General features: G+C 63.0%; 21 protein-coding genes and 1 riboswitch. Of the genes, 8 read left to right on the top strand and 13 right to left on the bottom strand.

Going from position 1 to position 19,574, the window contains the following annotated elements:
• The 8 genes from GO014_RS13235 to GO014_RS13200 form a co-directional block, all read right to left on the bottom strand.
• Window positions 1–360, bottom strand: a complete 360-nt coding sequence (locus tag GO014_RS13235) for a proton-translocating transhydrogenase family protein (protein ID WP_104893171.1) — start codon at window positions 358–360, stop codon at window positions 1–3.
• Complete coding sequence (locus GO014_RS13230) at window positions 361–1,839, bottom strand: Re/Si-specific NAD(P)(+) transhydrogenase subunit alpha (RefSeq protein ID WP_157290801.1); 1,479 nt, start codon at window positions 1,837–1,839, stop codon at window positions 361–363.
• A 65-nt stretch (window positions 1,840–1,904) separates the two neighbouring features.
• Window positions 1,905–2,069: an aa3-type cytochrome c oxidase subunit IV gene (locus GO014_RS13225; RefSeq protein ID WP_116589997.1), complete on the bottom strand. Its 165-nt coding sequence runs from the start codon at window positions 2,067–2,069 to the stop codon at window positions 1,905–1,907.
• A gap of 50 nt (window positions 2,070–2,119) precedes the next feature.
• On the bottom strand, window positions 2,120–3,922 hold the full coding sequence (locus tag GO014_RS13220; protein ID WP_157290800.1) for a M3 family oligoendopeptidase: 1,803 nt from the start codon (window positions 3,920–3,922) through the stop codon (window positions 2,120–2,122).
• Between the two features lie 76 nt (window positions 3,923–3,998).
• Window positions 3,999–4,763 (bottom strand): sulfite exporter TauE/SafE family protein, encoded by a 765-nt coding sequence (locus GO014_RS13215; protein WP_157290799.1) that lies wholly within the window; start codon window positions 4,761–4,763, stop codon window positions 3,999–4,001.
• 30 nt (window positions 4,764–4,793) lie between these two features.
• The gene (locus tag GO014_RS13210) at window positions 4,794–6,662 is read right to left on the bottom strand and encodes a monovalent cation:proton antiporter-2 (CPA2) family protein (protein WP_179952973.1); all 1,869 of its coding nucleotides are present in this window, start codon (window positions 6,660–6,662) and stop codon (window positions 4,794–4,796) included.
• A gap of 30 nt (window positions 6,663–6,692) precedes the next feature.
• Window positions 6,693–7,424, bottom strand: a complete 732-nt coding sequence (locus tag GO014_RS13205; protein WP_157290797.1) for a DUF1013 domain-containing protein — start codon at window positions 7,422–7,424, stop codon at window positions 6,693–6,695.
• Window positions 7,425–7,539: 115 nt separating this feature from the next.
• On the bottom strand, window positions 7,540–8,562 hold the full coding sequence (locus GO014_RS13200; protein WP_157290796.1) for an NAD(P)H-quinone oxidoreductase: 1,023 nt from the start codon (window positions 8,560–8,562) through the stop codon (window positions 7,540–7,542).
• 84 nt (window positions 8,563–8,646) lie between these two features.
• On the opposite strand from GO014_RS13200, the gene GO014_RS13195 reads away from it, so the two are divergent.
• The 4 genes from GO014_RS13195 (at window position 8,647) to rcdA (ending at window position 10,252) form a co-directional block, all read left to right on the top strand.
• The gene (locus GO014_RS13195; protein ID WP_157290795.1) at window positions 8,647–8,829 is read left to right on the top strand and encodes a DUF1192 domain-containing protein; all 183 of its coding nucleotides are present in this window, start codon (window positions 8,647–8,649) and stop codon (window positions 8,827–8,829) included.
• Window positions 8,830–8,966: 137 nt separating this feature from the next.
• Window positions 8,967–9,203: a hypothetical protein gene (locus GO014_RS13190; protein WP_157290794.1), complete on the top strand. Its 237-nt coding sequence runs from the start codon at window positions 8,967–8,969 to the stop codon at window positions 9,201–9,203.
• Window positions 9,204–9,240: 37 nt separating this feature from the next.
• Window positions 9,241–9,450, top strand: coding sequence for a hypothetical protein (locus GO014_RS13185; RefSeq protein ID WP_157290793.1), 210 nt, complete (start codon window positions 9,241–9,243; stop codon window positions 9,448–9,450).
• 280 nt (window positions 9,451–9,730) lie between these two features.
• Window positions 9,731–10,252 carry a protease adaptor protein RcdA gene (gene rcdA / locus GO014_RS13180; RefSeq protein WP_343030949.1) on the top strand — a complete coding sequence of 174 codons (522 nt, stop codon included), beginning with the start codon at window positions 9,731–9,733 and terminating at the stop codon, window positions 10,250–10,252.
• 5 nt (window positions 10,253–10,257) lie between these two features.
• Here the strand turns inward: rcdA and GO014_RS13175 are convergent, their stop codons facing one another.
• The 3 genes from GO014_RS13175 to rpmE all read right to left on the bottom strand — a co-directional run bounded on the left by GO014_RS13175 (window position 10,258) and on the right by rpmE (window position 11,169).
• Complete coding sequence (locus GO014_RS13175) at window positions 10,258–10,575, bottom strand: YnfA family protein (protein WP_157290792.1); 318 nt, start codon at window positions 10,573–10,575, stop codon at window positions 10,258–10,260.
• Between the two features lie 18 nt (window positions 10,576–10,593).
• Complete coding sequence (locus tag GO014_RS13170; protein WP_157290791.1) at window positions 10,594–10,878, bottom strand: YciI family protein; 285 nt, start codon at window positions 10,876–10,878, stop codon at window positions 10,594–10,596.
• 69 nt (window positions 10,879–10,947) lie between these two features.
• Entirely contained in the window at window positions 10,948–11,169 is a 222-nt protein-coding gene (rpmE, locus tag GO014_RS13165) for a 50S ribosomal protein L31 (protein ID WP_104893184.1), read from the bottom strand.
• Between the two features lie 234 nt (window positions 11,170–11,403).
• On the opposite strand from rpmE, the gene GO014_RS13160 reads away from it, so the two are divergent.
• Entirely contained in the window at window positions 11,404–13,221 is a 1,818-nt protein-coding gene (locus tag GO014_RS13160; RefSeq protein ID WP_157290790.1) for an ABC transporter ATP-binding protein, read from the top strand.
• Here the strand turns inward: GO014_RS13160 and GO014_RS13155 are convergent.
• A complete protein-coding gene (locus GO014_RS13155; RefSeq protein ID WP_157290789.1) occupies window positions 13,218–13,913 on the bottom strand; it encodes a thiamine diphosphokinase in 696 nt (231 codons plus the stop codon). The genes GO014_RS13160 and GO014_RS13155 overlap by 4 nt on opposite strands.
• 27 nt (window positions 13,914–13,940) lie before the next feature.
• Window positions 13,941–14,039: riboswitch (TPP riboswitch) on the top strand.
• Window positions 14,040–14,112: 73 nt separating this feature from the next.
• On the opposite strand from GO014_RS13155, the gene thiB reads away from it, so the two are divergent.
• The 3 genes from thiB to GO014_RS13140 all read left to right on the top strand — a co-directional run bounded on the left by thiB (window position 14,113) and on the right by GO014_RS13140 (window position 17,489).
• Window positions 14,113–15,117: a thiamine ABC transporter substrate binding subunit gene (thiB, locus tag GO014_RS13150; RefSeq protein ID WP_157290788.1), complete on the top strand. Its 1,005-nt coding sequence runs from the start codon at window positions 14,113–14,115 to the stop codon at window positions 15,115–15,117.
• A gap of 157 nt (window positions 15,118–15,274) precedes the next feature.
• Window positions 15,275–16,867 (top strand): ABC transporter permease family protein, encoded by a 1,593-nt coding sequence (locus GO014_RS13145; RefSeq protein WP_157290787.1) that lies wholly within the window; start codon window positions 15,275–15,277, stop codon window positions 16,865–16,867.
• Window positions 16,851–17,489, top strand: a complete 639-nt coding sequence (locus GO014_RS13140; protein WP_157290786.1) for an ATP-binding cassette domain-containing protein — start codon at window positions 16,851–16,853, stop codon at window positions 17,487–17,489. Before GO014_RS13145 ends, GO014_RS13140 begins: the two co-directional genes overlap by 17 nt.
• A gap of 6 nt (window positions 17,490–17,495) precedes the next feature.
• Here GO014_RS13140 and GO014_RS13135 read toward each other — a convergent pair whose 3' ends face one another.
• Window positions 17,496–19,556 carry a hypothetical protein gene (locus GO014_RS13135; RefSeq protein ID WP_157290785.1) on the bottom strand — a complete coding sequence of 687 codons (2,061 nt, stop codon included), beginning with the start codon at window positions 19,554–19,556 and terminating at the stop codon, window positions 17,496–17,498.
• Between the last annotated feature and the right edge of the window lie 18 nt (window positions 19,557–19,574).

The raw sequence follows: 19,574 nt of genomic DNA, 5'->3' as shown, positions 1-19,574 counted from the left end.
TCAGCCCTTCTTCTTGTACATGGCCAGCATGCGCTGGGTCACCAGGAACCCGCCAAAGATGTTCACGCTTGCAAACACCAGGGCGATGAAGCCGAAGAGTTTCGACACCCAGCTGGCGTCACTGGCCAGTTGCACGCCCACGGCGAGCAGGGCGCCCACGACGATCACGGAAGAGATGGCGTTGGTCACGCTCATCAGCGGGGTATGCAGGGCCGGGGTGACGCTCCAGACCACGAAATAACCCACAAAGATCGCCAGCACGAAGATGGCGAGGCGGAAGGTGAAGGGGTCGATGGCGCCGCCGATGGCTCCATGGGCCACGGCCGCGGCGTTGGCGACAGTTTCTGCTGTAGCTTCCATTTACTTGTCTCCTCCCTCGGGGGCGGCAGATTTTTTGACCGCAGGCTTTTTCGCTGCCGGCTTTCTGGCGGCTGGTTTCTTCGCGGCGGGCGCCTTGGGCGCTGTATCTTTCTGCGGATGTGCTTCGGTTGCGGACGCTTTGGCTGCAGACGCTTTGGCTGCGGGCTTGCGGGCTGCCGTCTTGCGCGGAGCCGGCTTGGCTTCCGGTGCCTGGTCGGCATCGGCCTTTGGCGCTGCGGACGCCTCGCTTGCGGTGGCCTTACTTGCCGCTGGCTTGCGCGTTGCGGGCTTTTTTGCAGCGGGTTTTTTTGCTGGCGCGGGTTTGGCCTCGGTGTCGCCTGCCGTGTCCGTCTTGGGCGAAGCGAAGGCAGGATGCACCACGGCGCCATCGCGGGTCAGCACGGTGGCCTTGACCAGCTCGTCGTCCCAGTTGACGGCGAGCTTCTTTTCCTTGGCATCGATCAGCGTGGTGATGAAGGCGAGAAGGTTGCGTGCGTATAGCTGGCTGGCCGTTGTCGGAATGTGGCCAGCCAAATTGGTGTAGCCGATAATGGTCACGCCATTATGGGTGATGACCTTGCCCGGCTGGGTCAGTTCGACATTGCCGCCGCGTTCGGCTGCCAGATCGACGATCACCGAGCCCGGCGCCATGGATTCGACCATGGCTTTGGTCACCAGCTTGGGTGCTGGCCGGCCGGGAATGAGTGCGGTGGTGAAGACCATGTCCTGCTTGGAAATGTGCCCGGCAACCAGTTCGGCCTGGGCCGCCTGTTCGTCCTTGGTCAGTTCGCGGGCATAGCCGCCGGTGCCCGATGCGTCCTTGAGTGCCTCGGTCATAATGAATTTGGCGCCCAGCGATTCCACCTGCTCGCCGGCAGCGGATCGCACGTCGGTGGCCGAAACCACGGCGCCAAGGCGCTTGGCGGTGGCGATGGCCTGCAGGCCCGCCACGCCGGCGCCCATCACGAAAGCCTTGGCCGGTCGCACGGTGCCGGCTGCGGTCATCATCATGGGCATGGCGCGATCGAACACCGCTGCCGCTTCAACCACCGCCTGATAGCCAGCCAGGTTGGCCTGGGAAGAAAGGATATCCATGACCTGCGCGCGGGTGATGCGCGGCATGAATTCCATGGCCATGGCAGCGACACCCGCCTTGGCGAGCGCTGCAACGTCTTTTTCATTGCCGTACGGATCGAGCGCGCCGATCAACAAGGCGTCGGCGTTGACGCCCGCGAGGTCCGCGGCAGCCGGACGGCGCACGCAAAGCACGATATCGGCACCCTTGAGGGTGGCGGCTGCCGTGGCGCCGACGGTCGCGCCTGCCTCCTTGAACTGCTCGTCGGAAATGCGTGAGCCGGTGCCGGCTCCCTTCTCGACGACGATCTCGGCGCCCAGTGCGATATATTTGGCGACGGTTTCAGGTGTGGCCGCGACGCGGCTTTCACCTTCGAACCGTTCGCGCAAAACGGCAATCTTCATGGAAACTCTCCTGCCCACCTGCCCGGGGGCAGGCGCGTTTCGTGTGCCTGCGGGTTATTCGGCGATCAGGGATTGATCACGAAATAGAGGATGATCATCAGCACCGCCGTTCCGTAAACGGACCACTTCACGCCGGTGATGAAGCCATTATAGGTCTTCTCGTGTTCGGCGTAGTCCATACCAGATTCCAGTACCGGCTCGGGGTGGTGTTCGGGGCGGGTTTTGGCCATTGGGTCCTCGAAAGTATAGTCGTCTATTCGTGTTACGCCGAAAGTCCCACTCAGGGCGCGGTGGCTTCCAGCTCGTCAATCAGCCGCTCGATCATGGACAGGCCGAGCGACCAGAATTGGGGATCTTTGGCATCGAGCCCGAACGGCGCGAGTAGTTCGGAATGATGCTTGCTGCCCCCGGCCTTGAGAAGCTCAAAATAGCGCTCCGCAAAGCCATCACTGGCCTTCTCATACTGTGCGTAAAGCGAGTTCACAAGGCAGTCGCCGAAGGCATAGGCGTAGACATAGAATGGCGAGTGGATGAAATGGGGGATATAGGCCCAGAAGGTTTCGTAGCCTTCATTGGCAACAATGCCCTCGCCCAGAGACTCGGCCTGTACTTCGAGCCATAGGGCGTTGATCTCCTCGGTGCGCAATTCGCCCTGGCGGCGGGCGGTGTGCACCTTGCGTTCAAAGGCATAAAAGGCGATCTGGCGCACGACGGTGTTGAGCATGTCCTCGACCTTGCCCGAGAGCAGGGCAAAGCGCTGCTTTGGATTGGTGGTCTTGTCGAGCAGGGCGCGGAAGGTCAGCATTTCGCCAAAAACCGAGGCGGTTTCAGCCAGGGTCAGGGGCGTATTGGCCAGGATCGGGCCTTGTGCCGCCGCCAGGCGCTGGTGCACGCCATGTCCCAATTCGTGGGCCAGCGTCATGATATCCCGGGTGCGCCCGAGATAGTTCAGCATCAGATAGGGGTGGGCGCTGGGGACGGTCGGGTGCGCAAAGGCGCCCGATAGCTTGCCATTGCCGGTCGGCGCGTCGATCCAACCTGAATTGAAGAAGGGTTTTGCTACTTCCGCCAGTTCCGGGGAGAAGCGGCCATAGGCGTCCAGCACGGTGGTGACCGCCGTGTCCCAGTCCCAGATGCGCTCGTCGCTGGTGGGCAGGGGCGCATTGCGGTCCCAGGCATTGAGCTTGTCCTTGCCGAACCATTTCGCCTTCATCTTGTAGTAGCGGTGCGAAAGCCGCGGATAGGCGTCCTCGACAGCGGCCTGCAGCGCATCGACCACTTCGCGTTCGACCGAATTGGCCATATGGCGGCTATCGGCAATGTCCTGGTAGCCGCGCCATCGGTCGGAGATTTCCTTGTCCTTGGCCAGGACATTGGTGATGTGGGTGAACAGGCGCCCATTGGCCTTGAGCGTGGTAGCCAGGGCCTTGAAGGCGGCTTCGCGCTTTGTCTCATCCTTTTCGGAGAGCAGATGCAGGGTGGATTCGAGGTTGAGCGTTTCCCCGTCCACCGCGAATTCAAGGCTCGACAGCGTCTCGTCAAACAGGCGGTTCCAGGCCGAATAGGCAGTGACCGACTTGTCGTGGAACAGCTCCTCGAGCTTGTCGTCGAGCTGGTAGGGCTTGGCCTTGCGCAGATCGGCGAACCAGGTCCTGTAGCGGGCCAGTTCGGAATCTTTGTCGAGCGCGGCATCCAGATCGGCATCGGCAATGCGGTTGAGCTCAAGCTCGAAAAACAGCACACGCGTCGAAAGATTGGTCAGCGCCTCATTGGTGTCGCCCATGAATTTGGCGCGGTCCGGGTCGGTCGATTTCTGCGCATATTGCAGGAAGGCAAACGAGCCGATGCGGCCGGTGAGATCGCCCAGCGTCTCTCTGTCCTTGATCGCCTCGATCAGACGGCCGGACTTGGTCAGCTCGGCCAGCTTGCCCTTGTACTTGGCCTCGAAATCAGCGGCCAGGGTCTTGGCCTGGTCCATCGCCGCCTTGAATTCGGGGCTGTCCTTGCCGGGATAGAGATCGTTGAGGTCCCAGACGGGCAGGTTGCCGAACTGATTGTGGCCTTTTTGAGCGGCAGCGGACATGAAGGACTCCGGAAAACTGTTTCGGTCCGGACCTTAACGAGCAGGTGTCCGGCTGTGAAGGCTGTAGCAGTGGGGCTCAGCCGTGCCCCGCCATTAATCCGGTGACACCGTCCCAAACCAGTTTCAGGGCGAGGAGGAACACCAGCCAGTAGGCGATGCGGTAAAAGAGCTTGGCGTCGATGCGGCGCACCAGGTAGACGCCGATGCAAACCCCGATCAGGCCGACCGGGGCCAAAGCCGCCGACAGGGTCAGGTTCTGGGCGTTGAGCTGGCCGAGGAAGTAATAGGGCACCAGCTTGGCGGTATTGACGATGGCAAAGAAGAAGGCGGTGGTGCCGGCATAGACCGCCGGGGGCAGTCGTCGCGGTAGCGTATAGATCTGGAATGGCGGACCGCCGGTGTGAGAAATAAAGCTCGTGAACCCGGCAATGCCGCCCCAGAAAACGCCCCAGGGCTTGGATGGCGGCAGGCCCTCAAGCTTCTTGCGCAGCGGCAAGATGGCATCGAGCACGAACAGCAAGGTGACCACGCCCACCATCAGCAGCACGGCGGAATCGCTGACTACCGCCCAGAATGCCCAGCCCAGCAGCGTGCCGACGGCGGCGCCGGGCAGCATGATCCGGATCAGGCTCCAGTCGCACTCCTTGCGATACATCCAGATGGCCACCGCATCCATGCAGAGCAGGACCGGCAACATCATGCCCGCGGCCTCGCGCGGGGCCATGACCAAGGTGAGCAGGGGAACGCCGACAACGCCAAGGCCGCCGAGCAGGCCGGCCTTGGACAGGCCGACGACAAGCACCGCGATCACGGCGATCGTGACAAAAACTGGATCGATCATGGATTTATTTTAGTCCGGCGGGAAGTCGGCCTAACCGGACCTTGGCAGGCGTGATTTGTCAAGTTTGCGCGGCGTCTTGACGTCCTTTGGGCCTTCTGGCTCGTCCGCCTGCATGGCTTCGTCAAGCAGGGTCATGGACTGGCGCGCCATGCCCCAATAGGCTTCGCGATCGCCGCGCAGTGCAAAGGCCTGATCAAGCAGTTCCTGATCGCGCTCGTAGAACTCACGGGCCAGTTGTTCGGCCTTGGCATCGTCATGGCCGAGATGAACCAGGACGCGTCGGCCCAAATGCAGCGCCGAATGGAAGGTCTCCCGCTCGAACAGGGTTATGTCCAAGTCCATCAGGGCGTGGGCATGCTCCCGGTCGGTGGCGCGAGCGGCAATGGCGACATCAGGGAAATGACGGCGGACATTGCGGGCCACCTGCAGGATGCGGTCCGAACCGCCTACGGCGATTATAACCAGTTCGGCGTGGCCGACACCGGCCGCATGCAGCAGATCAGAGCGTGAGGCATCGCCATAATAGACCTTGATCCCAAAGCGGCGTACCAGCTCGATCTGGGCCGCATCGTCGTCGATCAGCGTCATATCGTAGCCATGGCGGCGCAGCATGCGGGTGATGATCTGGCCAAAGCGCCCATAGCCGAGCACGACGATGCGCCGATGCTTTTCCACCGTATCGGGATCGCGGTCGGCACGCTTGTTGCGCGCATCGAGGCGGGGCGCGATCAGCTTGTCAAAGCCGAGCAGCAGGAGCGGCGTGGTGGCCATGGATAGAGCAACCACGACGGTGAAGAGGGTATAGGCGTCCTCGGCCAGGACATCGCGATTGAAGGCAAATTGCAGTACCACGAAGGCAAATTCGCCGGCCTGGCTCAACAGGACCGCCACCAGCAGCCGGTCGGGCCGCGTCATCCGGAACAGGGTGCAGAGCCCATAAAGAATAGCGAATTTGACCGCGATGACGATCAGCACCAGGGCCGCGATCAGCCAAGGGGTTTCGAGAAATTCAGCAAAGGCGATCGACATGCCGACCGAAACAAAGAACAGGCCGAGCAGCAAGCCCTTGAAGGGCTGCAAATTGCTTTCCAGCTCATGGCGATATTCGCTATCGGCCAGCAGCACACCGCCGATAAAGGCTCCAAGCGCTGGTGACAGGCCCAGGGCCTGGGTGGCAAGCGCGGCGCCCACGACCAGCGCCAGAGCCAGGGCGGTGAAGGCCTCGCGTACGGCTGTGCGGGCGACGAAGGAGAGCAGCGGCCGAACCACATAGCGGCCACCAATGATGGCCGCGGCAAAGGTCGCCAGCAGCAGGGCCGAGGTCTGCCAGAAGATGGGATTCTCGACCTCGGAAACCGCCTCGGTGATTTCAGCTTCAAGGCTGATGCCAGAGCCAGTAAGGGCCAGGATCGGCACGATGGCGAGAATGGGAATAACCGCCACGTCCTGCACCAGCAGCACGGCGAGACTGGCCCGTCCGGCATCGGTGCGGGTGATGTCGCGCTGTTCGGCGGTCTGCATGGCGATGGCGGTTGAGCTCATGGCAAAGGCCATGCCCACGATGATCGCGGTATTGAGCGCAAAGCCGAAGAGCTGGACGATAAGCGTCACGGCGATGGCCGTCAGGACCATCTGCGGCAGGCCAAGGCCGAGCACCTTATTGCGCATGCGCCAGACTTCGCGCGGCTGCAGGTCTAGCCCGATCAGGAACAGCATCACGACGATGCCGAATTCGGAGATGTGACGGATGGTGTCGGTGTCGGTCAGCAGGCCCAGGCCATAGGGGCCGATAAGGATGCCGGCGGCCAGATAGCCCAGCACGGTACCAAGGCCGGATGCCTTGGCCAGCGGCACCAGGGCCGCGCTGGCGGCGAGCAGGGCAAAGATGGCCAGCAGCAAATTGTCTTCCACCCTGCTGGCCTTTCTTGTCTATTCGTCGTTGTCGGTCTTGATCGACTTGAGCTTGGCAAAGACTGAATCGGCGTCCAGCTCTTCTTCGCGCTGGGACGCGGAGTGCCCGGAATGATCGCCGTCAAAGCCGCCTTCGCCATCGCTCGACTGACGGGCCGTGGCGCGGGCCAGGGCTTCCTCGGCGGTCATCAGCGTGGTGCCTTCATTGAGCTCGGCCTGGGCCGGGGCATCCTTGGAGGCGCGCTTGACCTCAAGGTCGAGATCGATCTGGCTGCACAGGCCCAGCGTCACCGGGTCCATGGCGGTCAGATTGGCGGCGTTCCAGTGCGTGTTTTCGCGCACCGATTCGATGGTCGACTTGGTGGTGCCGACCAGGCGCATGATCTGTGCGTCCTTGAGCTCGGGGTGGTTGCGCACCAGCCATTTGATGGCGTTGGGACGCTCATTGCGGCGCGAAATCGGGGTGTAGCGCGGGCCCTTGCGCTTGACGGCGGCAACGCGAACCTTGGGCTCGGACACCTTCATGCGATAGTTCGGATCGGCCTCTGCCTTTTCGATCTCTTCGCGCGTCAACTGGCCGTTCTGCACCGGGTTCACGCCCATGATGCCGCTGGCCACGTCGCCATCGGCAATGCCCTGGACTTCGAGCGGATGCAGCGTGCAGAAGGCGGCAATCTGTTCGAACGAGAGGGCGGTATTGTCCACAAGCCACACGGCGGTCGCCTTGGGCATCAGAAGGGACTGGGACATGGTTAAACTTCTCCTGCTGGCGCGGCCGGTCTTCCTCCGGGCCGCTCCGCCTCTTGGCCAAATGCTGAGGGGAACTGCGCGCTAATATAGGGAAAATGCCACCTGATCGCAACGGCTAACTGGCCGGTTCTGCTGCCCCGAATGGCGTGAGCAGGATCAGTTTGCCGCGATGGCGCCGGCTTTCCATTTCCGCGTGGGCGCGTGCAGCTTCGGCCAGCCGAAAGGTGGTGATCTCGGGCTTGATCCAGCCGGGGGCGGATAAGGACGCCAGAAAGTTGTCGCGGATATGGGCGGCAATGGCGGCCTTGGTCGCCGCAGTCTGCGGTCGCAATGTCGAGCCGGACAGGGTCAGGTCCCTGGCCATCATGGTGCGCAGGGGCACATTTGCCGTGGCGCCTTCCAGGGTCGAGACCTGGACGATATGGCCGCCACGGGCCGATGCGGCGATATTGACCGCCGCCAGGGCGCCGCCGATGAGATCGACAACCCGGTCGGCGCCATGTCCATCAGTCAAGGCCATGACCCGGTCAACAATGTTCTCCCTGGTGCGGTCGATCGTGGCGATGGAGCCAAGGCGATCGCAATAGCTGGCCTTGTCCGTGTCCGAGACCACGGCAATCGCGTGAGCGCCGATAATGGAACAGATCTGGATCGCGGCACCGCCAATGCCGCCGGCGCCGCCATGGACCAGCACATGCATGCCCGGTTCGAGACCCGCCCGCATGACGAGGGTCTGGGTGATGGTGAACCAGGTTTCAGGGAGGACCGCCGCTTCGGCAAGGCTCCACTTGTCCGGCAGCGGCAGGACCTGGCCAAAAGGCACTGCAACATATTCGGCGTAGCCGCCGCCATTGGTCAGCGCCATGACCTCGTCCCCCCGGGCGAAGCCCGTCACCGCTTCGCCCATCGCTACGATGTCGCCGGCCACTTCCAGCCCCGGCAGGGGCGAGGCGCCGGGGGGCGGGGCATAGAGGCCGCGCCTTTGTGCGAGGTCAGGGCCATTGATTCCGGCGGCGGCGACCCGGATCAACACCTCAGCCGGGCCTGGCTGGGGGACTGGACTGGTGCAGGGCGTCAGCACCTCCGGCCCACCGGGTTCGGCAATGGAGACAGCGGTCATGTGCTCTGGCAAATTCATGATCCAATGCTGGCGCAAGCCGGCTTGCCCGGCAAGATGGCTGGGCTAAACTCATGGCAACATATTTGGTGGGAGTGCCGTGCAATGGAAGAAGAAGACCGCAAGCGGCCCAGCAGCCATGAAGTCGGCATGGCACTTGATGTGCTTTCCGTCGAGGAACTGCAGGACCGGATAGCTTTGCTGGAGGGGGAGATCGCGCGGATCAGGCAAGCAATAGCGGCCAAAGGCGATTCACGGCGGGCCGCAGAGGCAGCGTTCAAAATCTGAACCGGGGCAATTCGTGATGGCACCATTTCAGGACGGATGCCGTTGTGATGCGAGCCCTTGTTAGTCTTAACAAAGGGTTATGGTTTCGTCGCCTTTCGGGGTCGGGCAGGTTGGTCCGGCACGAAAGGACTTGCGGAATGGACTGGAATATTTTGGGCGTTGCCCTGCTTTTGACCCTGAGCGGGCTCTATTTTCTGGAGACCGAACGCGCCCGGGCATCAGAGCAGACAATAACAGTGCGGGCGCTGAAGCCGGCACGGACAACTTTGGAGCGAGCCTGGCTTGCCGAGCCGCTGCAGGTGTTCATGCGCCAAATGCAGATGGCGCGGCATCGTCGATCCGACCTTTGGCCAATGGACAAGGGCGGGTTCTAGTCTGCATTTCGCTGCCATCCACGGAGGAGCTGGAAGAATGGTGCGACAGGACGACATGATCTTGGAAGGCGTCAAGGCGGTGGAACTGGCCTCGCTCAGTGCGCTGGCGCGCGGTGAGCCGGTGGCCAGGGGCAGCGATATGGCGCCACTCTGCGCCAAGGGCTGGGTCGAGCTGGCAGGGGACCAGCCGATTATCACGCTGACCGGGCGGACCCTGCTCGACCACCCGCCAACAGGGTTGCGGTAAGGTCAAAGAGCAGGGTTAAGAAATCGCTCCCTGTTAAGCGCAAATTAAGTTTTGGGCGGTAACGTCTCATTATTCAGATTTGTTCTGGATTTTTCAGAGTGGTTTCTCCCTCTGTTTGACGCCTCCCTGTTAACTTCGAGAGCTGCACACTTGCGGCTCTTTTTCTTTTTCAGGCTCTGGTTTGGCGCGTCACGCTTCAACCACAAAATTAACAATACTGCGACCGCATGGGTGACCCCCAACTGGCTTGGGAGTAGCATGACCTAACGGAGGATTTTGCGTGGCCGACAGTGGTGAGACCTGGCAGGCAGTAGCGATCGGTCCGCGCATTGTGGCGTCGGGCGGGTTCGATGCGCTCTATCGCGACGGCATGGGGCTGATCGAGGACGTCGCCGCCTATCTCGATGCCGAGGGCCGGATCGAAAGCCGGGTGCTGCCGCGCGAGGCCGGGTTTCTCTACGCCACCGAGTCCATGCGCCTGACCACCCGCCTGATGCAGCTCGCCTCCTGGTTATTGTTGCAACGGGCCGTCAATGAGGGCGAAATTTCCCGCGAGAACGCCCGCTTGGAAAAGGAAAAGGTCAAGTTTTCCGCAACGCCGTCTGATCGCGGTGGGCCAGGCTATGACGAATTGCCCCAGACCCTGAGGGATTTCATCGACAAGGGTGACCGGCTGTTTGATCGCGTGATGCAGCTGGATGCGCTTGAGAAGGGCGATCTTCCCGAGAGGACGCCAGGCCGGATCAATGGCGTGGCCGATCAGCTCTCTCGACTCAAGGCTGCCTTCGGGCGGGCCGACTGACCGGTTCAGCCGCGCGGCGCAAAATAGATGACTGAAGCCCCCGCCAGGGCCAGGCTTACGCCGAGCAGATCCCAGCGATCCGGGCGGATGCCTTCAAACCCCGACATGAAGGCGACTGACGCCACGATATAGATGCCGCCATAAATGGAGAAGATGCGTCCGGCACTGTCTGTGCCGGCCAGCGAGAGCAGAACGCCGAATAGGCCCAAAGCCAACAATGCCGGCACCCAGAGCCAGGGCTGGCCATGGCGCATGGCCAGCCAGATCAGGTAGCAGCCGCCGATTTCAAAGATGGCAGCGCCGAAAAACAGCAGGAAGGCCATCGTCCGCCAACTCCAGAATTACCCCTTGAGCGGTTCCAGACCTGGGACCGTTCGGCTCAGTTGCACCTGGGTGATCTCATATTCAGCCACGCCGGCGAGAACGAAGGGGTCGGAAGCGACAAGAGTTTCGAGCTGGCTGCGTTCTCCCAGTGCCATGATGACCCCGCCGGTGCGCGGCTCCTTGCGGCCTGACGCGAGGAAGGCGCCACTGTCGTAGCCACCGGCGACCCAGGCCAGGTGCGGCTCGATATGGGCGTCCACCTCGTTCATGGGGGCGATGTAGGTTAGCGACAGGATGAACATGGCGTGGCTCCAGACAGCACAAAGCCCGGCGCGATGGCCGGGCTTTGCGGGAAAAAGGTTCGGGTTGGCTTAGATGCCAAGGCCCTTGAAGCGCTCCTTGAAGCGCGAAACACGACCGCCACGATCCATCAGCTGGCCCGAACCACCGGTCCAGGCGGGGTGGGTCTTGGGGTCGATGTCGAGCTGCAGCGTGTCGCCTTCCTTGCCCCAGGTCGAGCGGGTCTGGTAGGTGGTGCCGTCGGTCATGACCACGTTGATGGTGTGGTAGTCAGGGTGGATGTCGGTCTTCATGGCCTTGCCTCAAATCAAACGGGCGCCGCAGCGCCCGGAGAGCATCAAACTGGTGTTGGGCGGCTTCCTAGCGCAGAAGCGCGGGTTCTGCAAGACCACAGAATCGGTTGTTCGACACAAGCGGCGCGGCACTATGGCTTTGCCCGGCGCGGTTGCGGGCCGTCGGGCCAGCCCCTATATGGGGGCGGTCCTCGGCGCTGGCCGATCCAATAGCAAGAACGGCGCGTTTCAGCCATGACAGATCAGGCCATTTCCTCAGAGACAGACCCCGAAAAGCTCGTCTCAGAGGTGAAGGCGGCGCCCCGTCAACTCAAGCCACTGCGCCGGCTGCTGCCCTTTCTGCTGCGGTACCCAGTGCGCCTGGGCCTGACCGTGCTCTTCCTCCTGGTTTCGGCCATTTCCTCACTCGCCATTCCGGCTGTGCTGGGCGGGGCGATCGATGAGGGCTTCATCACCCAGAACCTGGACATGGTAGGCCGCTATGGCTGGCTGATCATCGGGATTGCCGCGATCATGGCGGTGGCCAGCGGCGCCCGCTATTATTTCATCTCGCTGATTGGCGAGCGCGTAGTCGCCGACCTGCGGCAAGCGGTCTTTGCGCAACTGCTCACGCTGGAGTCCCGCTACTTCGACACCCATCGGGTGGGCGAGTTGACCAGCCGTCTCAATGGTGATGTCAGCGTGATCCGCAGCGCCGTGGGGTCCAACCTGTCGCTGGCCCTGCGTTCGCTGGTGACCATTGCCGGCGCGCTGATCATGATGATCCTGACCAGTCCGGTACTGACGCTGGCCGTAGTGGTGGCGCTTCCCCTGATCCTCACCCCGGTGATGATCTATTCGCGACGGTTGCGCGGTATGTCGCGCATAACCCAGGATGCACTGGCCGACCTTTCGGCCATGGCGACCGAGATGCTGGGCGCCAACCGCACCGTGAAGTCCTTTACCCAGGAGGCCGGACAGGCCGCGCATTATGATGCGCGCAGCGAGGCTAGCTATCGGGCCGAGGTCCGGCGGCTCAGCGCCCGGGCCTTCCTTGTGGCCATGGTGATCTTTCTGGGCACGGCGGCGCTGGTGGGCCTGGTGTGGTGGGGCGCCCGCGCGGTGTTCGAGGGTTCGGTCTCGGCCGGGCAATTGGCCCAGTTCCTGGTCTATGCGCTGATGGCATCGGGCGCACTGACCAATGTCTCGGAAGTGCTGGGTTCGTTGCAGACAGTTGCAGGTTCGACCGAGCGGCTGGTGGAGATTCTCGATACCAAGGCGGAAATCACCGATCCGGTTCGCCCCGTGGCGCTGCCCGATCCGGCCCTTGGCACCGTCACCTTCGACAGGGTGAGTTTTTCCTATGACGGCGCGACGGGCGAGAAGGTCCTCGACAATGTCAGCTTTGCCGTGGGCAAGGGCCGCACAGTGGCGCTGGTCGGTGCCTCTGGCTCGGGCAAGTCGACCATGCTTTCCCTCTTGCAGCGCTTTTATGACGTGACCGGCGGCACGATTGCCGTCGACGGGGTCGATATTCGCGATGTTCGGCTGGCCGATCTGCGGCAACGCTTCGCCTATGTCGAGCAGGAGCCCATCATTTTTGCCGGCACGATTGCCGAGAACATCCTGTTCGGAAAACCCGATGCCAGCATGGATGAGGTGGCGGCGGCGGCCAAGGCGGCGCTGGTGGACGATTTCGTAGCGGATCTGCCAAGGGGCTATGACACGGTGGTGGGCGAGCGCGGCGTCATGCTCTCCGGCGGACAGAAGCAGCGTCTCGCCATTGCCCGCGCCATTCTCAAGAATGCGCCCATCCTGCTGCTGGACGAGGCAACATCAGCGCTGGATGCGCGATCCGAACAATTGGTGCAATTGGCGCTGGAGCACCTGATGGCAGGGCGCACGACGCTGGTCATCGCCCATCGCCTGGCCACCATCCGTGATGCGGACACAATCCTGGTGCTCGATGGCGGCAGGATCATCGACCAGGGTACGCATGACGAGCTGGTGGCCAAGGGCGGCCGCTACGCTGAACTCGCCAAGCTGCAGTTCCGGTTGGGCGAAGCCGTCTAGCCTGCATTCAGGCAGGTCTCCACCAGATCCCACAGGCGTTCCCGGCCCAGGATCAGCAGCCAGGGCGTGTTGTCCTTTGGCACGATCTCGACGCGCCCGCCGGTGCCTTGGTTGGATGTGCCCAGCCGACCGGCCGGATCGAGCAGCAAATCGTCAATCGGGTAAAAGAGGCCTCGGGTCCGCTCGAAGACAATCGGCACCAGCGGATGCACCGAAATGCGTTCCCTGGCCGCTGCGTCGAATGCAAACGGTCCCGAAACGGCCAGCGCCACATCGGTTTCATCGACCAGAAGCACATGGCGATGCGGAGCGACTTCGAGCAGGGCGCCAAGGGCCGCCAGGGTGTGATCGAGGCGTTTGCCGGTCATGCCCAGCGCCAGGGTCACCGGCGCCGAAGTGGAATAGAGCGCTTTCTGGAAATCGGTGGTGATCTGCTCGGGGATGTGGATGACGCGCGTGCGTTTCTCCCACGCAGCGCGATCCTCGAGCGAATCAAGATCGCCCAGAATGGCCTCGGGGACCAGGCCGGCCGCTCCAATGGCATTACCGCCGCCATCGGCTCCGATCAGGGCGACATCGCGCGCCGCAAGCTCGTGCAACAGCCCTGAATCCACGGTGCCGCCGCCGACAATGGCGAGCGGGCGGTCAAATTCGAGCAGGGTTTTTTCGGTTGATGGAATGGGGGATTGCACTCTGGGTTCACTCTCAATAAGGTCCGCATCGTCTCGCTGGGGTGTTCCGGTTGCTGCCGGAGCTGAGAGTTACCCATAGAACCTGAACCAGGTCATGCTGGCGGAGGAAGTTCGAGATGGCAAGGGGTGCCTTCGCGCGTCCTTTACCATTGACACATCCCTTCACCCATGGCCGCACACCACCTGAAGGGAGACCGATATGGTCAAAGCCTCCTCACTGGCGCTTGCGGTCCTTCTTGCCGGACTGTCCGGCACGGCGCATGCACAGGACAAGCCTGTCCTCACCATCTACACCTATGACGGTTTTGCCTCTGAATGGGGACCAGGCGTTCCCCTGAAGGAAGGCTTCGAGGCGACCTGCGGATGCACCCTCAACTGGGTGGCCGCCGACTCTTCGATCGGCACGCTGCGCAGGGTGCAGCTTGAAGGTGACAGCACCGAGGCCGACATGATCCTCGGGCTCGACACTGCTATTGCCGGAGAAGCACGGGCAACCGGGCTATTTGCCGATCATGGCCTCGACATGAGCCATCTGTCCCTGCCGGGCGAGTGGACCGATGCGCAATTCGTACCGTTCGATTATTCGCATTTCGCGTTCATGTGGGACACTGACACCATGGACGCGCCGCCGTCCTCATTCGAAGAGCTGATCGCGCTAGATGACGATATTAAGATCGCTATCCAGGATCCGCGTTCGGCCACGCCGGGCCTGGGCCTGCTGCTCTGGGTCAAGGCTGCCTATGGTGATCGGGCGCCGGAAATATGGGAGGGGCTTGCCCCACATATCCTCACCATCACCCGTGATTGGAGCGAGAGCTATGCGCTGTTCCTCGACGGGGAGGCGGACATGGTGCTTTCCTACACGACCTCGCCTGCGTACCACATCTTCGATGCGGACGATCACACGATCAAGGCGGCAATGTTCTCCGAAGGCCATTTCCCGCAGATCGAGGTGGCGGGGATCCTGAAGTCCTCCGACCAGCAGGATCTGGCGCGTGATTTCCTGGCCTTCCTGACCTCCAAGGAGGGCCAGGCGAACATCCCAACCACCAACTGGATGTTCCCGGTGGTTGATCTGGAAGCAGAACTCGACCCCGCGTTCCAGGGCCTGCCGCAGCCGGAAAAGACGCTGACCCTCGATGAAGCGGAGATTACCGCCAATTTGGCCGCGTGGATCGACGAAATGCTGGCGGCCGTGCAGTAGGCGCCATGCTTGCAACGGACACGGAGGCAGACCCTCCCCCTCGCGGGGAGGGTTGGGGAGGGGGGAGCCACAGGCCGGGTGCTTGTGAAGCCCCCCCTCCCAACCGCCCCCGTCAAGGGGGAGGTACTGCATTGCGCGCTTGGAAGGACCAGCGGCCATGCTGACCCTTCCCCATCGGCCCATGCGCGTCGCCGCTGCGACCGCGCTGACCCTGATCATTGCCGTGCTGATTGCGGCCGTGCTCTGGGCCATTCTGAATGCGGCGACCGATGCATCGGGCGGCTCGCGCGTGGATATTGCGCACCTGTTGCGCATGACGGCGCTGCAGGCGGGGCTGACCATGGTGCTGTCGCTGCTGGTAGGCACGGCGCTGGCTTGGGCGCTCAACAGGTTGCGCTTTGCGGGGCGCGATCTGGTGGTGGGTCTGTTTGCGGCCGCCATAGTCACTCCGGGCATGGTGGTGGCGTTCGGCCTGCTCTCGATCTGGGGGCGCAATGGCTGGATCAACCAGGCGAGCGAAGTCCTGTTCGGCATTGGCTTTGAAAGTCCGGCCTATGGCCTTTCGGGCATCCTGCTGGCCCATGTCATTCTCGATGGGGCCTTTGCCGGACGCATTCTGCTGGCGCGGCTCGACGCCATCCCGCAAAGCCGGCTCAAGATGGGGCAGTCGCTGGGCCTGTCGGCCTGGCAGCGTTTTGCCTTGATTGACTGGCCGGCGCTGCGGGGCAGCCTGCCGGGACTGGGCGCCATCATCTTCCTTCTGGCCTTTACCAGCTTTCCCATCGTGTTGCTGCTGGGCGGCGGGCCAGCGAACCAGACGCTGGAAGTCGCCATCTACACGGCCGTGCGGCTCGATTTCGACCTGGTCGGGGCGGTGCGTCTGGCGCTGACGCAGATTGGCGTTTGTTCACTTGTCATTCTACTGGCCTCGGCCTTCACCCCGGTGCCTTCGGCCCTCAGTCGTTCCACCCAGCCGCGCTGGCGCGACAGCGCCCCGGTGCGCGTGCTGCAATGGGCCGTGCTGGTTTTGGGTGCCATCGGCTTTGCCCTGCCCTTGCTCTCGGTGCTCTATGACGGATTGACGAGTGGCTTGCTTAGGGTGCTGGGCCAGGCCGGTTTCTGGCGGGCGACCGGGACCAGTATCATCATCGGGGCCAGTTCGGCGCTGTTGACGCTCGCCCTGGCCTTGATGCTGGCACTTGGCCGCAGCGCGGCGTATCGGCAGGGCGCGCGCGTGATGCTCGGCATTCCGGCCTTTGCCTATCTGGCGGTGCCCGCGGTGGTCCTGTCGCTGGGGTTCTTCCTTCTGGTCCGCACCACGGGTGTGCCGGTCGGCACGGCCGCGCCCGTGGTGGTGGTCATCGCCAATAGCCTGCTGTCCCTGCCCTTTGCCATTGCTACGCTCGGGCCACCGCTGGATGCGATCATACGGACGCGGGGCAAGCTGATCCGCTCGCTGGGCCTGTCGGGCTGGACGCAGTTCATCAGCATCGAATATCCGCTGCTTGGGCGCGATATCGGGCTGATGCTGGCGCTGGCCTTCTGTTTCTCGCTGGGCGATCTGGGGGTCATTGCCTTGTTCGGCACTCAGGATTTCCAGACCTTGCCGCTGATGATGTACCGGGCTCTCGGGTCGTACAAATCCAATGATGCGGCGGCAATCGCAGCTTTACTGTTGATCTTCACCATCGTTGCCTTTGTCGGCCTGCCGCGCCTGATTGAAAGGATTTCGCATGCTTCGCGCCGATGATCTGGTCTTTGCCCATCCGGGGCAGGAGGAGCCCTATCATTTCAGCCTGGAGGCCCAGCCGGGTGAGGTGACAGCGATTTCCGGGGCCAGCGGCTCGGGCAAGTCGACGCTGCTCGATCTCCTGGCCGGCTTCATTGCGCCGGTGAGTGGTATGCTGACGCTGGATGGAGAAGACCTGTTGTCGCTCCCACCCGAAGCGCGGCCCGTATCCCTGCTGTTGCAGGCAGACAATCTGTTTGAGCATCTCAGCGCGGAGGAAAATGCGGCCCTGGGCCTGCCGCGTGGTACGCCGAAACCCACCGGGCAACAGCTGGTTGCCCAAGCCCTGGCCGAAGTCGGTCTGGCCGGGTTCGATACCAAGCAGGCTGCCAATCTGTCAGGCGGACAAAAGCAGCGCGTCGCACTGGCGCGGACGCTGCTGCGCGATCGGCCCGTGCTGCTTCTCGATGAACCGTTTTCGGCGCTGGACGATGAGACGCGCCGCACCACGCGGGAACTGGTTGGCGCACTGACGCGCCGGCACAACTGGCACACCGTTCTGGTCAGCCACCATGCCGATGACATTGCGGCGCTCGCAAGCGCGCATTACCGGATCGTCGCGGGCCGGTTGGAGCGCGTCTAGCGCGTTCTACTCTTCCCAGGCGGCGAGAACGGTGTCGAACAGGGCCTGCGCTTCTTCATCCTTTTCCAGGGTGAGGATGGCGTTGCGGCCGGTGCCATAGACAATCGCGAGATCCATCCAGCGCTGTGTATCGAGCAGGCCGGTATTGGCAGTCAGATCGTCCGGTGCGGCGCTGAGGGCGAACAGGAAGGTGTTGCCCACAATACGCGCGGCAGCCCCGGCCAGTGCTGTGCCTGGCACCAGTTCCTCATTCTTGAGCAACACGCCGGCCAAGGTTGCAATCGATCCGCCGATAAAGGTGTCGGGGATGTCAAAGCTGATTTCCATCAGGTGGCTGGCCGGCAGGCTGGGATCGATATTCTTGCGAATAAGGATTGAGACGCTCATGTTGCGCGCCGGAATGCTGGCTTCGGCAACCAGCGTGGGCTGGCCAATCTCGTCCGTGCCCTGGGTCCATTCCACCGTACCCGAGAAGGGTACCGTGCTGGCCTGTCCGCCAGTCGATGCTTCGAGCAGGAGCGACTGATTGCCTGCCAGTTCGGCGGGATCGACGGTGGCGGCCGGATCCTCCGTTGCGGCGATTGTGGTGTCTTCGCCAGACAGGCGCTCTTCGGTCTTGACCTCGCCATTGCCAAGCGATGGCAGGACGGTTTCATCGCCGGTCGGGGTGACCGGTTCTGGCGTCGGTTCGAGGCGCTCTTCGTCACCAGCCTCGAGTGCACTGGTCGGCTCGGTGGCTGAGGTGGTTGCGGTATTGCCCGGCCCCGATGCGCTTTCATCCGTATTGGCCGGTTCGGCGGGCGTGTTGTCCATGGTCAGGCCGGTGGGCTGCTCGGTGATCTCGGGTTGCACGGCCGCCGTCTGGGTGCGCCCGAACATCTGGTCGAGATCGACATAGCCCTCGCGCCATGCCCAGAACCCGGCTCCGCCGACACCGGCCAGCAGCAGGGCGAAGACAATCAGGAAAATGGTCAGCCCGGTCCCGGTGCGTCGCTCCGCATCCGCCGGGGCAAAACTGGAATCGCTATCCTGGCCTGGTTCCTCGGCAGACAGACTTGCCTCTGCCGGATGCGGCTGGGACGGCGTTGCCTCGCCGCGCGCCTCACGATCCAGGGTTTCGATGGCCCGCTCGATGGCTCCCTCGGCGGCGCGGGCATCATCCTGTTCCACCTCGACTTCGCGCACGCTGGAAAGTGCCGGGTCGACGGGCAAAGGCGGATCGATCAGAACCGATGCGGCGCGGCCCGGCTGGCTGGCAAGTGCGGTGCTGCCCATGACGGGCTCTACGCGCGGCGCGAGCGACGACGGGGTGATCGCGTTGCCCTTGCTGGCAGTCTCGCTGGTCACAGCGTCGCGGCGTGAGAAGGAAAAGGTCTTGCCGGGCCGTTCCGGCTCGACGGGCGTTTCCGGCTTTTCGGCCGCCGGCGCCTTGTCGTCGAGCCCGGTGTCCGCGTTACGCGAAACTGTCGTGCCGCCGGTTTCAGCGGCCTGGGCGATAATGTCTTCGATCGATGGGGACTTGGCCGATGTCGGCTTGGGCTCAGGTTCTTCTGCGGGCTCGGTTGCGACCGGCAGTTCCTCAGCAGCATCGGCATTGGGGTCGTGAGCCGGTTCGGCAACTGGCGCAGCGGCGCCGCCCAGAGCAGCGGCCACGTCTTCAGGCGATGGTGCGTCCGCCTCTTCCGGTTCGGCTTCTGGCGCGATTGCGGATTGAGCTTCCGGCTCAGGCTCAGGTTCAGCTTCGGGCTCGTCCTCTGCCTCGACCTCGGGTTCAGCCGGCGCGGCGGGTGCCGTGCGCGGCTGGGGTGTAGCCGGGCGCGCAGCCAGAGGGCCATCGCGCCCGAGGCTGATAACGGCCTCGCTGGCTTCCTGTTCGACCTGGCGAATGCAATCTTCAAGTTGCAGGCGATGCTGGGTGATATCGCGTGCCGGAAGAGGCGGCTGGATGGCGCGCAATTGCCCGACAAGGGCCGAACGCGCCTTTTCATAGACCGCGCGACGCGCGGCCCCGTTATTCTCCGGCAGCGCCGAGATAGCCCGACGCAACAGCTCCTTGTAATCCGCCATTGGCTACTTGGTACTCAC

Origin of the sequence: Devosia marina, assembly GCF_009758415.1 — a bacterium.
Taxonomy (GTDB): Bacteria; Pseudomonadota; Alphaproteobacteria; order Rhizobiales; family Devosiaceae; genus Devosia; species Devosia marina.
This window is presented reverse-complemented; position numbering and strand designations above follow the sequence as displayed.

Excerpts from the sequence above, each read along its gene's own strand:
- GO014_RS13235 (WP_104893171.1), bottom strand. The coding sequence starts at position 360 with ATGGAAGCTACAGCAGAAACTGTCGCCAACGCCGCGGCCGTGGCCCAT.
- GO014_RS13230 (WP_157290801.1), bottom strand. The coding sequence starts at position 1,839 with ATGAAGATTGCCGTTTTGCGCGAACGGTTCGAAGGTGAAAGCCGCGTC.
- GO014_RS13225 (WP_116589997.1), bottom strand. The coding sequence starts at position 2,069 with ATGGCCAAAACCCGCCCCGAACACCACCCCGAGCCGGTACTGGAATCT.
- GO014_RS13220 (WP_157290800.1), bottom strand. The coding sequence starts at position 3,922 with ATGTCCGCTGCCGCTCAAAAAGGCCACAATCAGTTCGGCAACCTGCCC.
- GO014_RS13215 (WP_157290799.1), bottom strand. The coding sequence starts at position 4,763 with ATGATCGATCCAGTTTTTGTCACGATCGCCGTGATCGCGGTGCTTGTC.
- GO014_RS13205 (WP_157290797.1), bottom strand. The coding sequence starts at position 7,424 with ATGTCCCAGTCCCTTCTGATGCCCAAGGCGACCGCCGTGTGGCTTGTG.
- GO014_RS13200 (WP_157290796.1), bottom strand. The coding sequence starts at position 8,562 with ATGAATTTGCCAGAGCACATGACCGCTGTCTCCATTGCCGAACCCGGT.
- GO014_RS13195 (WP_157290795.1), top strand. The coding sequence starts at position 8,647 with ATGGAAGAAGAAGACCGCAAGCGGCCCAGCAGCCATGAAGTCGGCATG.
- GO014_RS13190 (WP_157290794.1), top strand. The coding sequence starts at position 8,967 with ATGGACTGGAATATTTTGGGCGTTGCCCTGCTTTTGACCCTGAGCGGG.
- GO014_RS13185 (WP_157290793.1), top strand. The coding sequence starts at position 9,241 with ATGGTGCGACAGGACGACATGATCTTGGAAGGCGTCAAGGCGGTGGAA.
- GO014_RS13175 (WP_157290792.1), bottom strand. The coding sequence starts at position 10,575 with ATGGCCTTCCTGCTGTTTTTCGGCGCTGCCATCTTTGAAATCGGCGGC.
- GO014_RS13170 (WP_157290791.1), bottom strand. The coding sequence starts at position 10,878 with ATGTTCATCCTGTCGCTAACCTACATCGCCCCCATGAACGAGGTGGAC.
- rpmE (WP_104893184.1), bottom strand. The coding sequence starts at position 11,169 with ATGAAGACCGACATCCACCCTGACTACCACACCATCAACGTGGTCATG.
- GO014_RS13160 (WP_157290790.1), top strand. The coding sequence starts at position 11,404 with ATGACAGATCAGGCCATTTCCTCAGAGACAGACCCCGAAAAGCTCGTC.
- thiB (WP_157290788.1), top strand. The coding sequence starts at position 14,113 with ATGGTCAAAGCCTCCTCACTGGCGCTTGCGGTCCTTCTTGCCGGACTG.
- GO014_RS13145 (WP_157290787.1), top strand. The coding sequence starts at position 15,275 with ATGCTGACCCTTCCCCATCGGCCCATGCGCGTCGCCGCTGCGACCGCG.
- GO014_RS13140 (WP_157290786.1), top strand. The coding sequence starts at position 16,851 with ATGCTTCGCGCCGATGATCTGGTCTTTGCCCATCCGGGGCAGGAGGAG.
- GO014_RS13135 (WP_157290785.1), bottom strand. The coding sequence starts at position 19,556 with ATGGCGGATTACAAGGAGCTGTTGCGTCGGGCTATCTCGGCGCTGCCG.